Below are 14,211 nucleotides of genomic sequence, written 5' to 3'. Positions count from 1 at the left end.
CACATGTTCAAAGGTTCAAAATCTTCCTTGCAACACGGCTGGCATCCACACAAGGTTTTTCGATGCGGGCCGTGACACGACGGTCGCGGCTGGGCCTGTGTCGGCCCGCGTTGAAAAACCTCCCAAGGAGGAGGCCGCGGGGCTGGGTGGAGCGCCTATGGGGGAAGCGTCCGGCTGCGGTTCTTCAAGGTGGCTATCGGTGGCAGCGTCGGCTGCAAAAGGATAGCCCCGAAGGCTTCCAATGACATGATCGGGATCGGGGGCACAGATCTTTCGCCGGTTCGCTTCGGCGATTTTGCGGTGTGCTGGGTTGCCTGAGGCAGACCGGCGCCACCGCGCAACGCATCGCAGATCCGGGCCGGTCTTGGCTGATGTGACTGGCATTTCGTCATGCGCGTCCTTTCGGGGTGGCGCGCGGCATTTGGGTTGCTGGCCACGGCGGAAGATCTCGACGATGCGCATCGGACCGCCGCAAAGGGCGCCAGTGCCGCGCGAGCGGCTTCGTCCTTGGGTCGAATCTTCCGGTTCGATAGCGACAGCACGTAGAATACATGCATGCGGAATTGTAGCGAGCGCCGTAGCGACGGACACTCTTGAGCTTGCCCTCTAGGCGAACATACCGGTCGAAGATTGAGCGGAAAACGCGCCAGACCCCCGAGAGAGACCAAACACCGTTCTACTTGAGAAAGCCGCGCAATTTTATGTTGTGGCAAATGAAAAATCTGATTTACTGCCGCTTCGCTGCTTGGCTTTACAGGGGGATATTGCCGATGGGGTGGATGCGCAGGGATATTGTGCTTGGTGGTTTAGCGTCACTTGGCACCGTGGTGGTCCAGAAACCCACATTCGCAGCGGCGTCTTCCTATTTTTCCGGCACCGCCGTCGACAATGGCGTAACGTTCCGAAGCACCAACTTTGCCAAGATAGATAAGAAGTGGCGTCGCCAGGTTGTCAAATACTTCAGCAGCGAGCCGATTGGCACCATCGTTGTCGATACCAGGCACCATTTTCTCTACCTGATCATGGAAAACAAGACTGCCATCCGCTATGGCGTCGGTGTCGGGCGCGAGGGCTTCAAATGGTATGGCCGCGCCACGATCGACCAGAAATCGCTCTGGCCACGCTGGACGCCACCGCCGGAGATGCGTGAGCGCCACCCGGAACTGCCTGAATCGGTCGCGGGAGGTTCGCCAAAGAACCCGCTTGGCCCGCGCGCCATGTACCTGCTTCGCGATGGTGTCGATACCGGCTATCGCTTACACGGTACGCTGGAGCCGGGCAGCATCGGTAAGGATGCCTCCAGCGGTTGCATCCGCATGTTCAACGAAGATGCAATCGACCTTTATCAGCGTTGCCCCATCGGCACCGCGGTGCAAGTACTGCCGCACATCGCCGACCAGGCTGAAAGTGCCGCTCACGTCAGCCAAGCAACCTCGGTTGAATGAGGAATATCACCCTGATGTCTGCTTTGACCGGATATACGCGGCTGCTTGCCGCCGCGGCCATGCTCCTGACGCTCGCCGCCTGCAACACCACTGAAATCGCCGCTTTGGAAGAGCCGGGCGCGGCGCCGATGACCGGACAAACCAACGATCCTGCGCCCGGTTTCGAAAATGTCGTGGCCGGCAGCGAAGAGGACTTCATCCTGAATGTGGGCCGACGGACCTACTTCACTAAGGACTCGGCCACGCTCGATTCGGTCGCCATGGCAACATTGGATAAGCAGGCCATTTGGCTCAACAGCAACCCGCGTTGGCTGATCAAGCTGCAGGGATTTGCCGACGATTCCGGGTCCGCGTCAGACATGGCAACGCTGTCGCAGAAACGCGCCGATGCGGCAATGGCCTATCTCGTCTCGAAGGGCGTGGACGCCAACCGCATGTGGGCCAAGGGTTACGGCAACGACCGCGAGGTCCGTGATTGCACGGACCGCTCCTGCATGGTGCAGAACCGGCGCGTCGTCTCCAACCTGCGCACCGAGCCCGACTCACTCTGATCGCAGGTTGCCTTGCGGATAGATCTATCTTGCCTCGCATCAAACCCCGTCAGCGAAATGCGTGCAAATGCATGTCGATAGCGGGTTAACCGCCGCCTGTCCGCTAAGGCCCATTTGAGACCTTCAGCGCCTTCACCGCAGATGTCCGCATTGGTCGATCCTTCCGGTTCCCATGCCGCGTCAAGGGAGGGTGGAAGAAGGTCATTCGTCTCGCTCACCGGAATGAGCAGGGTGCGCCAATTGCGGTCATTGCAAGAGGAGGGGCACGCTGGACGAAAAAGCTCCGTCCCGAGCCAGTTTTCCGAAGCGACATTCATCCGACGTGCCAATGGGCCACTATTGGGCGGTGTAGCCACCATCGACCGGCAAGGCATGTCCGACGATGAAGCTCGCCGCGTCGCTGCAAAGCCAGAGAACGGCGTCGGCGATCTCCTCAGCTTTGCCAAGCCTGCCGATGGGAACGACCTGCATCAATGCATCCATCGCTTCCGGCTGGGTCTCGAGCATTCCGGTCACCATCGGCGTCTCTATGATGCCTGGGCAGACCGCGTTGACCCGTATTCCCTTGGCGGCGTATTCGAGCCCGGCACTCTTGGTCAAACCGACTACGCCATGTTTCGAGGCATGGTAGATGCCGCGTTCCCCGATGCCGACCAAGCCGCCGAGCGAGGAGTTGTTCACAATTGCTCCGGAACCCTGCTTGCGCATCTGCAGCAGCTCGTACTTCATGCAGTTCCAAACGCCGCGCAGGTTGACGCCCATGACGAAGTCGTAATCCTTGGGGTCCGCGTCGGCGGTCTCGGCGACGGGCTTTGGACTCCGGCGTTGTTGAAAGCGGCGTCGAGCCGGCCAAACTCCGAGACCGTCTTCTCGACCATGGCAGCAACGTGCTCCATGTCGGCGACGTCGCACTGGATCGCGATCGCGCGATGCCCGGCGGAAGTCAGGTTGTCCGCCGCGGCGCGCGCCGCGGTCTCATTGACGTCGGCCAGAGCGACGGCCGCGCCGGCTTTCGCGAAGGCGTTCGCGGTCACCAGACCCATGCCGGACGCGGCACCCGTGACGAGAGCGACTTTATTTTTGAAAGAGATGTTCATGGCATTCACTCGTTGTTGCGTTGGAACGCTTCGAGTAGCGCAGGCGGGCATTCTTATGGATGTTCATTCGGTCCCCCGAGAATCACTTAAGCTTCGACAACCTCAGTTTTCTCGGCCGGACCGAATGGACAGCCTGTTGAAAGATCACATCTAGTTCGGCCGTAACCTAATAAGCGGTCAGTAGTCCCAGAAGGCCGGCACCCAACGAAAGGCGTCGCCATCGACCGCCACCCGGCCGACGGACGGGAACGGCAGGTGAGTGGCCACCAGCTGTTCGCCGGTTGCCGCCAGCTCCCGCAAAAGACGGACCCGAACGCGGGCCGCCTCTTCGGGGTCGTGTTCGAAACCGTTGTGCCAGTCGGGATGGTCGAACCCGACCGCGAACACGGCGTCGCCGGCGAAGGTCAGCCGATCGCCGCCGGATGCCAGACGGACCACGCTGTGCCCCGGGGTGTGGCCGCCAGTGCGACGAACAACCACCCCAGGCGCCACCTCGTGCTCCTCATCGAACAGCCGCAGCTGGCTGCGGTACTCTTTTGCGAACCGGGTGGCGGCCGCCCGAAGTGCGTCCGGGAACCCCGGCGGCATGGAGACGCGGGAGAAATCGGGCGACTCCCAGAACTTGACCTCGGCGGCCGCCACATGGATCCGCAGGTCCGGACGCAGCCGGTCTTTCACCCCGTCGACGAGCAACCCGCCAATGTGATCCATGTGCATGTGGGTCAGCACCACGTCGGTCACGGACGCAAGATCGATGCCGGCAGCCTTCAGCCGCTTGACCAACTGCCCGGCCCGCGGCAAGTTCAAGGCCGGGTCCAACCCTAGCCCAGCATCAACGAGTATGGTCTGCGCGCCGCTACGCACCACGACCACATTCAGCGGCCAGTCGAGAGCGTCCGGCGGCAGGAACATGTCGTCCAGCCAGGCCCCCCGGACAGCCGGGTCGGTGTCGTGCGCCAACATCGCGGTTGGGAGCGGCAGCACCCCATCGCTGATAACAAGCACCTCAATCTCGCCGATCTGCACCGCATAGCGCGACGGAACCAGCTCGTCGCGGGCCGTCGTACCGAGGTTTGAGGTCTTGTCCAAGCTCATGTTTGTCTCCTGCTGACCAATCCTGCGGGGTTTTGTTTCTGCCTGCGACATGATGCGCTCCTGTTTTGCGTGATCGAGACACGTCGATCACGAGCTACGTCGCGGACTCTATGTTGAAGCGTGTTTGGCGGTCGAGCTACACCTGAGGATAGGGCAGCCTGTGCTCTCAGTGGACCGCAGCGAGATTTGGTGGTGAAGAGGCTGGTATGAAGGAGTATACGCTCTCGCCCGCCGGTGCCCCGCGCTCAGCGTTGATTCGAAGCCGCTCGGCGTCCTCGATATCCGCGACACATTGTCCAAATTTGGCATGATTGCCCCGAGCACCCTGAATCGCCACGGTTCCTCTCCTCTGGGAATGGTCTCGGTATGCGTCGCATCGGCAGAAGGCGGGCGATGTCCAGGCGCGAATACCGCGCTCGGCTTCCTCGTCAAGGAGCCCGAGCGCGAGTTTTGCTAAATAGAGCTTCTGCTTCCTTTAGTCTGGTGCTTCACAGACTCCTTCCAGCCTCATGAGTGCATCGTTGAAGCGGGCAAAAATGCGCTTTTTCAGCGTTGACCTTCTGCATCGCATACGCCGGTTCTTTCCGATGCCAAGACACGCTGCGATAGAATGCTCGAGAACGAGTAGCTCAAAAAACCTGCCTACGTGTACCCGTATCCGAGATCGGCTAGCTTGGTCGCTAGGGCGGCCTAGCGGAAGGTCTAGGGCGAACTACGCCTTTGTCGACAGCAAACATCGGTTCGAACGATAGCGACTGCACTGCCCATTGCGTCATCTTTCACGAAAGACCACCGCGCGGACACATAACGCGCCCGCAGCTCCTCTGCCGCCCTGATGCCATGGCGTTCAAGAAGAGCATGCGAGTGCCACACCCGAGACCATGAACTCCCGATCCACTTCTCCCGAATGCCAAATCCCAATCAACTACAAAGGAGACCGATATGAAGTCTATCCCCCTCATGGTGCTCTTGTCGGCCACGGTCGGCTTTGGCACCTTGTCAGTTGCAGCTGAAGACGGCGCAAAGGTCACACCATTGATGACCAAGGATCTGCCAGACTATCCGGGCAAGGAAGGGCTCATGCTGTCGGTAGAATATCAGCCAGGCGGCTCCTCGCCTATCCACCGCCACGATGCCAACGCATTCGTGTACGTCCTGGAGGGCGCGATCGTGATGCAGGTTAAGGGCGGCGAAGAAGTCACCGTTGCTGCTGGAGAAACCTACTACGAGAACCCCTCCGATATTCACCTCATTAGCCGCAATGCGAGCAAGACGAATTCCGCCAAATTCATCGTAGTACTGCTCAAGAAGAAGGACACGCCGGCCGTTATCCCGCTGGAGTGATCAAGGCGAACACGAGGAAAACCGAAGTGTAATCATCCCCATGGCACATCTGCCTGCTTGCCAAATTCGATACTCCAAGCTTGCAGTTGCGCACAATGCCCCGCTCACACCCTCGATTCTGACCGACGAAAAGGAAAGAGCCATGCAACCTCGTCAAAATAATTACTTCAAACTTGCCGAACCGGGCTTTAAACACGTCTTCGCGCTGGAGAGCGCTCTTAAAAGTGGTCCGCTAGAGCCAAAGCTGCTGCACCTTGTCAAGCTGCGCGCCTCACAGATCAATTCATGTGTGTTCTGCATTCATTTGCACACGACAGAAGCTCTGAAAGACGGGGAAGATCCCATGCGCCTCTATTTGTTGACCGGGTGGCGCGAGGCAACGCTTTACTCGTCGCGTGAGCGTGCTGCTCTTGCCTGGACTGAGGCGTTAACCAACATCGCGCAAACTGGTGCCCCCGACGATGATTGGGGGCTGGTTGAGGCTGCATTTACGGCAGAAGAACGGTCTTGGTTGTCTCTTGCAATCGGTGCGATCAATCTTTGGAATCGGCTTCAGGTAGGGTTCAGGGCTACACATCCTGCTTAACAGCTCGACGTGCGCCGTCAGGCATAATGTCTTTGTGGCGCAGCAGTCGAAATCGCTGCGCCGTTCTTGCCGGTTCGAACAGATTTGAGGAATTAACTGGGTGGTTACAACCAGTCTGCCTCCAGCCTTCGACGATCGCCACCATGCAGCTTCTGACCGGTCGCAGGGCGCAAGCGCTTTCGGGCACCAAGTTCGACGGCCCCCTAGATAACATCATCAACGGCCATGCACCGGGGATGGATTAGCGGACCTGTTTCGGCGACCGTCCCTTGAATGCTTCGGCGGGTTACGATCGGAGCCGCCGGCGAGCCCGAGCCTGTCAGGGGAATACATCATGCCCCCCACGAGCCTCGAACCAACACTCGAAGAGATACTGGCCGACCCCATCATCCAGCTTGTGATGAGGCGCGATAACGTCGTCGCGGATGACGTGCGGCGGGTCATTTATGATGCTAGGGAGGCACATCGACGTCGAGACCTGCTGGCCGAACGCCGCCAAGCGAGCCCGAACCGGCTAGGGGACCATATCATGGGCACCACGAGGCCCGAATTAACCCTCGAAGAGATGCTGGCCGACCCCATCGTCCAGCTCGTGATGAGGCGCGATAACATCCTCGCGGACGACGTGCGGCGGGTCATTCATGAGGCTCGGCAGGCACATCGAATCGAGAACTGCTGCTAGAGCGGCGCATCGGCGTGGTGCCCGACACCCTCAGCGGCTCAAACGATGACGAAGGCAGGGCCCGAGTTCTGGAGACGAACTGAAGGAAATAATGCCTATGAGCTTTGACGCATCCAATCTGCGATTGCGGATGTTCGCCACTTTATTTTTCTTATTAGCATGCATTCTCGTCCCTGCGGCCTGCTCAAGTGGAAGAGGCCTAGTCGGCGAATTGCCGGCTGGGACAGAAACTGCTGCTTCTCCCATTGAACAGAATAATTCGCTCGACCTACTTTACGTGACTAACCGAGCGCCTGCCGCTTCGGCTAATGACGAACTTTCCTACACCTCGTTTCGAGGTCATTCATTGAGCTTCGGTTCGGTTACGCTGGCTCGGGAGCGGTTGCGCTTTCACGATGGGCCGGCTGTGCAGCCTGACGCGTCGCTGCATATTTCACGCACGACCAAACTAGGAGAGTTTCCGAAGTCGCCATACCCAATTGAACTCACGCGTCAGGGGCCCCGACGGGTACCCGCAACTGTAGATGCCCATATACTGGCAGCGGCAGGGTTGCAGGGTGAGGTGACTCGGCGCCTTGCGATGGCAAAACGTAAAGAAGTGGTCATTTTTGTTCATGGCTATAACAACAGTTTCGACGATGCTGCGAAAGCCACTGGCAAGATTTGCAATACCCTTTCTGCAGAGTTTGTGTGCGTGTCGCTTTCGTGGCCAGCGGGCGGATCGGGCGGCGCTTTCTACGGTTACAATATCGACCGGGAGTCTGGCGAGTTCGCAGTGTCGGATTTGAAGAAGGCGATTCGTATCATTTCCGGGACCGACGGTGTCAAACGTCTCCACCTCATCGCGCACAGCCGCGGAGCAGACGTTCTAATATCCGCCCTTCAGCAGTTGGGAATGGAGGCCTACGCCACCCGGTCTTCCCCCACCGAGCGCTACAAAATCAGCAATGTCGTGCTGTTCGCTCCTGACATCGATCTGGATGTTGCCACGACAAAATTGTTCGGCTTCGTGTCTGATCCCGATGCGCCGTTCGGAGCCAAAGCAACCCCCTACGGCCTTTTGCCGCCCATAGGCTCGCTGCATCTGACAGTTTATTCATCCCCAAATGACAAGGCGCTTGCACTTTCAAGCGGGCTGTTCGGAAGCGTTGTTCGACTCGGGCGCCTAACAAGCGCCAGCATCAGCTCTAAGGAGGCGGGCTCGAATGCGCTGTGGAGGAACTCACAGTTATCGGGTATCGCCGACTTTATCGAATACAGGGGAAGTGCGGGCTTTGCGGGTCACAGCTATTTCTTGTCCGACTCTGCAGTTCAAAAAGATCTACGTGCTTTACTTAGGGACCGTCTCAAGGCTGGTGATCCCGGTCGGCAACTGGTCGAAATCAAACGTCCATTTTGGAGAGTGCTCAGCCGCAATAGTAGGCTATCTCACTGATAAGAATACTACTTCATTCGTGACGCTTTGCTCGGTCGTCAGATTCGGTGGTCGGGTTAGACTAGCCGTCGCGGCTTGGCCTTTTACCAGAGCTCGACTTGCTGTCGCGGGAGCTCATGCAAGGCCTCGGGTGTATCGACGTAAATTGTCGCCCTTGTTCACTGTGTCGACGACTGTCTTACGCATTCTTGGTGTGAATGCGCCGATCAGATCCGCAGATATCCACTTTATCTCATGGATTTCCATGAGGTGCGGTTGGGCCATGGCGGGATTAGGGTGGGTCTATGAGTTCGCCAGGCCAGATATTGAAAACAAGTGCTATACGAAGCGCGCTGATAGCCCCCAGGGCTTTGTCCGGCAGGAGAAGCCAATGATCTGGTCGCACCGCCCCCAATTCTTGCATCTGGGATTTTTTGTCGCAGCCTATGTTCTGGGCTGCGGTTTCGCTCAGTCGCTCGCAATCGTACCCGGAACAGGTATTTCCATTTGGCCTCCAGGCGGGCTTTTCATGGCTACGCTTATCCTCGCTTCCAGGCACAGCTGGCCGTGGTGGGTGCTGGGAGGCCTTCTGGCGGAACTGTTTAGCAATTTCCTGTGGTTCCATAGTCCGTTTCCTGCCGCCGTCCTGATCTATGCCGGCAACGCTCTTGAAGCGGTGGTTGGCGCGTGGCTCGTGAACCGAGCTTGCAAGCACCCGGTTCGGCTGGAAACCTTGCAGGAGGTTCTCGCATTCGTCGTACTGGCGGCTGGAATTGCCCCGGTCGTAAGCGCGACGGTGGGAAGCGCGACACTTGCGTGGTTTGGCATACAATCGCAATCCTTCACAACTGCCTGGCCTCTTTGGTGGATCGGAGACGCAACCGGAGTCTTGATCGTGGCACCACTGGCGCTGGTCGTGTTGCAGAACTGGCGCGGCAAGGCCCAGCTCTCGGCCGCGCAATGGATGGAAGCCTGTGTCCTGGGGCTGATCTTTCTTGGTGTCGCTGCCCTTTCCTTGAGCGGTTTCTTGCCCTTCGTCTACATAACCATGCCGCCTCTTCTTTGGGCCGCAGTCCGCTTTGAGTTTAAAGGCGCCGCCGTCGCCTTGATCCTCCTCGCTGTGATCACAGCGGTATTCACGATATCAGGCTCCAGCGAATTTGCCGGCGATACTGAGTCCCAGAGGCATAAGCACTTTATGCTGCAGCTGTTTCTGGCCGTCTCGGCATTTTCGGCGCTCATCGTGGCCGCCATATCCCGGCAGCATCAGCTGGCGGTGCTCACATTGCGCCAAAGCGTGGAGGCGTTGCGCGACGGGAAGCGTGAATTGTCGCAGCTCGTGGATATGGTTCCGAGCCTGCTCTGGCGGTTGAGTCCGGAGGGCGAGCCGACCTTCTTCAACCAGCGCCTGATAAATTTTCTCGGCCTGGACATGGCAGATGCAGACAAGCCGGGCATGAGCCGGCTGGCGGCCATCATAGAAGCCGCCGTCCATCCCGATGATGCGGCCAGCCTTAGGGAAGCGCTCAACCATTCTTTCGTCACCGGCGAGCGCTTCTCCAAGACGTATCGCTTGCGGCGTGCGGATGGCGTCTACCGCTGGGTGGAAGGCAGCGCGGAGCCGCTGCGCGACGAGAGCGGGCGCATCCTCCAATGGTACGGCCTCTCGCATGACATCGACGATCAGCTGCGTGTCGAGGAGGCGCTGCGACGCAGCGAGCGGCAGCTTCAGCAACTCATTGACACAGTGCCAGTGCAGATTTGGTGCGTAACGCCCGGGGGCGAGCCCGCATACATCAACAAGACCATGATGGATTATATCGGCCTGAAGCTGGAGGATTTTGATGCCCAGCAAGGATTAGCCGGAGCAATTCAGACCATCGTCCATCCTGACGACAGGATCCCTTTGCAGCGCGCCCTAACCCACTCCTTCAGCACGGGTGAAGCGTTTGAGTTGAAATTTCGCAACCGCCGACGGGATGGTTCATACCGCTGGACAGAGGGGCGTGCGGATCCGCTCCGCGATGAGAGTGGCCGCATCATCCGGTGGTACGGCGCCAACGTCGATATCCACGATTTTGTGACTTCTCAGGAAGCGCTGCGCGAGAGAGAACGCTCCCTATGGGAGCTCGTTGAAACGCTACCGGTAATGATCGATTGCGCTGCGCCGGACGGCGAGCCGTTATATCGCAGCCGACAGCTCCGCGAATTTCTCGGGTATGAGCTTGAAGAATTGGACGGAACCGGGAAGTCTCGCTTGGCCGGCACACTCGATGCCGGTGTTCATCCCGACGACGTGGCGGGTGTCAAAGAGAGATATGCCCATTCGCTATCCACCGGCGAGCCGTATGCTCGGAAGCACCGTCTGCGGCGCTTCGATGGCGAATATCGCTGGGTCGATACGCGCGCCGCGGCGATGCGCAACGCCGAAGGCGCCATCGTGCAGTGGAACGTCACCTGCCTGGACATTGATGGTGAGGTTCGGGCGCAGGAAGAGCTGCGTCTGGCGCAAGAGAACCTGGCACGTGCGAGCCAGGCGGCGAGCCTTGCTGAGCTTTCGGCTTCTATCGCGCATGAGGTGAACCAGCCTCTAGCGGCCGTCGTGGCGAACTCGCACGCCTGCCAGCGCTGGCTCACGGCCGAACCGCCAAATCTAGTGCGCGCGCAAAAGACGGTGGAGCGCATCATTCGTGACGCAAACGCCGCCGCCGACGTCGTGAGCCGCATCCGCGCCTTGTTCAAGCAATCGGTCGAGACGAGGCATGCCACGGCACTGGACAGCGTCATCGCGGAGGCGCGTGACCTGACCGCTGAGGAGGCGGCGCGGCGGCGCGTCCGTATGGACGTTGATGTCGACAGCAACCTTCCGCCTGTTGCGCTCGATCGCGTCCAAATCCAGCAGGTTCTGGTCAATCTTATTCGCAACGGCATGGAGGCCATGGACACCATTACAAGCGACAGAGTTCTTCGGATCCGTGTGCGCCGGATGGGGGACACGGCCGAGACCGAGATCAGTGATCGCGGCCGGGGTGTCGAATCTCCTGACAAGATCTTCGAGCCGTTCTTTACGACGAAAGCGCATGGGATGGGCATGGGGCTCGCCATCTGCCGTTCGATTGTCGAGTCTCACGGCGGGCGGTTGTGGGTGGAGAAGAACCAACCGCATGGAGCGACGTTCGTCTTCACATTACCCGTTGAAGTGGAAGCAGCGTGATGATGACGGACGATCATATCGTCTTCATCGTTGATGACGATGAACGCATTCGGGAGGCGCTCAGCGAACTGCTGGACTCGCATGGCATGCGCGCAATTGCCTTCGGATCGGCCGGCGACTATGTGAATGCGGATAAACCGGACCTGCCTGCCTGTCTGATCCTCGATATCGAGCTGCCCGATATCAATGGCCTCGATCTCCAGAGGCAGATCGCGAACGGCGATCATCCGCCGATCGTCTTCGTTACAGGACATGGCGACATCCCGTCCTCGGTGCGTGCGATCAAGCACGGTGCCGTGGATTTCCTGACCAAGCCTTTCAGCGATGCGGATCTCATGGCCGCAATCCACGCGGCAATCGCCCAGGACCGGGAGAAAAGATCGGAGCGCGCTGAACTCGGCGTGTTGAGGCAACGCTATCTCGACCTGACGCCGCGCGAACGCGAGGTGCTGCCGCTCGTGGTGAGTGGTCTTCTCAACAAGCAGGCCGCCGCTGAGCTGGGGATCAGCGAGGTCACGCTGGAAATCCATAGAAGGAATGTGATGCATAAAATGGCAGCGGCGTCGCTCGCTGATCTCGTGCGTATCGCGGAGCGATTGGAAATACCGGTCACTCATTCGCGCCGAGCGGGAGGGAGCGGAGCGTGAGCAAGCGAAGACCTGTCGTGGCGGTCGTCGATGACGATCCAAGACTGCTCGAGTCGCTGGAGGACCTTCTGGAGTCCGCGGGCTATGCCGCGCACAGCTTCTCGTCCGCGGGATCGCTGCTCATCAGCGGGCTGTCGGGCGTGGACGTGCTCATCACCGACATCGGCATGCCAGGCATGGACGGCTTTGAACTTCGTGACTGGGTGAAGAAGGTGCGTCCGGAGCTGCCGGTGTTCCTGATAACCGGCCGCCACGAGATTGCGGATCAGGATCGCGCCCAGGGCATCAGTGGGTTTTTCCGCAAGCCCTTCGATGCCCAGGTCTTGCTGGCTGCCGTGGACAACGCCTTAAACAATCGAAACATGGAGGATGATCATGAGAGTTGACCAGCCGTTCGTGCGGAGATTGGCGCCGCTGTCACAGCAGAGCAAAAGCGAAGCGGAGCAGCCGCTCGTCATCATTGTCGATGACGATGCGTCTGTGCGGGAGGCGCTGTCGGAGTTGATCCTGTCGGCCGGATTCCAGCCCGTTTGCTTTGCCTCGACCGGCGAATTGCTCGACACCAACGTATTGGACAGCCCCGGCTGCTTGATCCTCGATGTTCGCATGCCAGGAGTGAGCGGTCTGGATCTGCAGCATCATCTGGCCCAAAATGGCAACCCCACGCCAATCATCTTCCTGACCGGGCATGGCGACATTCCAATGACCGTCCAGGCGATGAAGGCCGGCGCCGTGGACTTTCTCACCAAGCCAGTACGGGACCAAACGCTGCTTGACGCTGTGATTGCGGGCATTGCGATGGACGCCGCGCGGCGGGAGGAAGCCGTGATCGTCAAGCGCAATGTCGAACGCCTTGAGACGCTGACGCCACGGGAGCGCGAGGTTCTGCACGAAGTGGCGCGCGGACGCCTCAACAAGCAGATCGCCTTCGACCTCGGCATTAGTGAAGTGACGGTCAAGCTGCATCGCGGCAATGTCATGCGCAAGATGGAGGCCGCCTCCGTCGGCGAACTGATCCGGGCATGGGAAACGCTGCCCGCGCCGATGCGTGGGGCCGGCGCGGCCTAGACTCTGGCCAACGCGCGATAGTCGCGGCGGAGCTGTTCAACGATATTGGCACTGCCGGCGCGGCCTCGCTACTCATATTGCTGCGGTGCTCGCTCGCCATAAAGTGACAGTGCAGCCTCACGCGCAACACCACTGTGCGCCCAAACAGCATGCACGACCGCCTGCTGTGCTGCTTCGTCCGACAGCGGCGGGCGGAGTCAAATAATAACCTGAACAAGGTTGACGCGGCTCATACCTGCAAAGTGCCCGGCCAGGCGCAGGCAATCATCAGTCCGAATTTCTCCTCGTTCGCTGGCGACTTCAAGGACGTCGGCGAGCCGCGACGTGGCCCAACCCGGTCCTTGCTCATAGAACGACTTCACGAGATCAGGAAATCGGTTGCCCATGAGATGCTGACCAAACGCTGTAAGCGCTCTGCCCTCGTGCCATGATGGTCGTTTTCTCCGAGTGCTTCACGGGAACACACGTCTGGAAGCTGTGCTTCAGCTCGGTCAGGGCGCTCCGGCGATCATGTGCCCTTTCCCGGCGTTGTCTGACTAGCGACACGATAAGGATCCCCATCCGCTGGGCGCATCCGACCTAGACCTTGCCCTCGCATCACAGAGACTTCGGTAGAATGGGTTCGCCGGACGCATAGGCGCATTCTGGGCATTACCGGCCACAGCCTGCATGGAGGAAACAATGCGCAATATCATCGGGATTGGGGGGCGTCGTGGCTGAGCCCAACAAGAAAAAGATGATCGGCCTGCTGCTGTGCCTCGGCGCCGTGGTGGTTGTGGCTGGCGGATGGGCTTGGGCTCGTCCGACCGGCGTGGCGTCGACCGACAACGCTTACGTCCGCGGCGATGTTACCTCGCTCGCTCCGAAGGTTGCGGGTTACGTCACGGCGGTAGATATTGAGGACAACCAAGCCGTCCAGGCGGGCGACGTCCTGTTCCGGATCGACGATCGCGACTACCGGGCACGGCTTGCGCAAGCTGTCGCCAATGTCGAAGCGGCGGCGGCTCGGCTCGTCAATGTCGATGCGGAGACAAAGCTTCAGCATGCGCTCATCCGGCAGGCGGAGGC

Annotated in this window: 13 protein-coding genes and 1 pseudogene; 11 read left to right on the top strand and 3 right to left on the bottom strand. The window is 59.5% G+C overall.

Annotated features, from left to right (window positions below; genetic code table 11):
• Nucleotides 1–770: 770 nt before the first annotated feature.
• Nucleotides 771–1,445, top strand: coding sequence for a L,D-transpeptidase (locus CO676_RS33085; RefSeq protein ID WP_097524166.1), 675 nt, complete (start codon nt 771–773; stop codon nt 1,443–1,445).
• The gene (locus tag CO676_RS33080; protein ID WP_097524165.1) at nt 1,442–1,996 is read left to right on the top strand and encodes an OmpA family protein; all 555 of its coding nucleotides are present in this window, start codon (nt 1,442–1,444) and stop codon (nt 1,994–1,996) included. The genes CO676_RS33085 and CO676_RS33080 overlap by 4 nt, the downstream gene beginning before the upstream one ends.
• Before the next feature lie 336 nt (nt 1,997–2,332).
• Here the strand turns inward: CO676_RS33080 and CO676_RS33075 are convergent.
• Both CO676_RS33075 and CO676_RS33070 read right to left on the bottom strand, forming a co-directional pair.
• Nucleotides 2,333–3,093, bottom strand: a pseudogene (locus CO676_RS33075) (glucose 1-dehydrogenase).
• Between the two features lie 177 nt (nt 3,094–3,270).
• Nucleotides 3,271–4,239, bottom strand: coding sequence for an MBL fold metallo-hydrolase (locus CO676_RS33070; protein WP_014764424.1), 969 nt, complete (start codon nt 4,237–4,239; stop codon nt 3,271–3,273).
• A gap of 891 nt (nt 4,240–5,130) precedes the next feature.
• On the opposite strand from CO676_RS33070, the gene CO676_RS33065 reads away from it, so the two are divergent.
• The 8 genes from CO676_RS33065 to CO676_RS33030 all read left to right on the top strand — a co-directional run bounded on the left by CO676_RS33065 (nt 5,131) and on the right by CO676_RS33030 (nt 13,143).
• Nucleotides 5,131–5,532 carry a cupin domain-containing protein gene (locus CO676_RS33065; RefSeq protein ID WP_014764426.1) on the top strand — a complete coding sequence of 134 codons (402 nt, stop codon included), beginning with the start codon at nt 5,131–5,133 and terminating at the stop codon, nt 5,530–5,532.
• A gap of 142 nt (nt 5,533–5,674) precedes the next feature.
• Nucleotides 5,675–6,118: a carboxymuconolactone decarboxylase family protein gene (locus CO676_RS33060; protein ID WP_014764427.1), complete on the top strand. Its 444-nt coding sequence runs from the start codon at nt 5,675–5,677 to the stop codon at nt 6,116–6,118.
• Between the two features lie 334 nt (nt 6,119–6,452).
• Nucleotides 6,453–6,800: a hypothetical protein gene (locus CO676_RS33055; protein WP_097524164.1), complete on the top strand. Its 348-nt coding sequence runs from the start codon at nt 6,453–6,455 to the stop codon at nt 6,798–6,800.
• Between the two features lie 97 nt (nt 6,801–6,897).
• Nucleotides 6,898–8,235, top strand: coding sequence for an alpha/beta hydrolase (locus tag CO676_RS33050; protein WP_245424618.1), 1,338 nt, complete (start codon nt 6,898–6,900; stop codon nt 8,233–8,235).
• A gap of 370 nt (nt 8,236–8,605) precedes the next feature.
• Nucleotides 8,606–11,428 carry an MASE1 domain-containing protein gene (locus CO676_RS33045; protein ID WP_097524162.1) on the top strand — a complete coding sequence of 941 codons (2,823 nt, stop codon included), beginning with the start codon at nt 8,606–8,608 and terminating at the stop codon, nt 11,426–11,428.
• Complete coding sequence (locus tag CO676_RS33040; protein WP_097524161.1) at nt 11,428–12,075, top strand: response regulator; 648 nt, start codon at nt 11,428–11,430, stop codon at nt 12,073–12,075. Before CO676_RS33045 ends, CO676_RS33040 begins: the two co-directional genes overlap by 1 nt.
• The gene (locus CO676_RS33035) at nt 12,072–12,461 is read left to right on the top strand and encodes a response regulator (RefSeq protein ID WP_014764431.1); all 390 of its coding nucleotides are present in this window, start codon (nt 12,072–12,074) and stop codon (nt 12,459–12,461) included. The genes CO676_RS33040 and CO676_RS33035 overlap by 4 nt, the downstream gene beginning before the upstream one ends.
• A complete protein-coding gene (locus tag CO676_RS33030) occupies nt 12,451–13,143 on the top strand; it encodes a response regulator transcription factor (protein ID WP_014764432.1) in 693 nt (230 codons plus the stop codon). The genes CO676_RS33035 and CO676_RS33030 overlap by 11 nt, the downstream gene beginning before the upstream one ends.
• Nucleotides 13,144–13,340: 197 nt before the next feature.
• Here the strand turns inward: CO676_RS33030 and CO676_RS33025 are convergent, their stop codons facing one another.
• Nucleotides 13,341–13,529: a TetR/AcrR family transcriptional regulator C-terminal domain-containing protein gene (locus CO676_RS33025; protein ID WP_161623532.1), complete on the bottom strand. Its 189-nt coding sequence runs from the start codon at nt 13,527–13,529 to the stop codon at nt 13,341–13,343.
• Nucleotides 13,530–13,879: 350 nt separating this feature from the next.
• Here CO676_RS33025 and CO676_RS33020 point away from each other — a divergent pair.
• A partial coding sequence (locus CO676_RS33020) for a biotin/lipoyl-binding protein (protein ID WP_245424620.1) occupies nt 13,880–14,211 on the top strand: 332 nt, incomplete at its 3' end.

It is taken from the genome of Sinorhizobium sp. BJ1, assembly GCF_002531555.1.
GTDB lineage: Bacteria > Pseudomonadota > Alphaproteobacteria > Rhizobiales > Rhizobiaceae > Sinorhizobium > Sinorhizobium fredii_B.
This window is presented reverse-complemented; position numbering and strand designations above follow the sequence as displayed.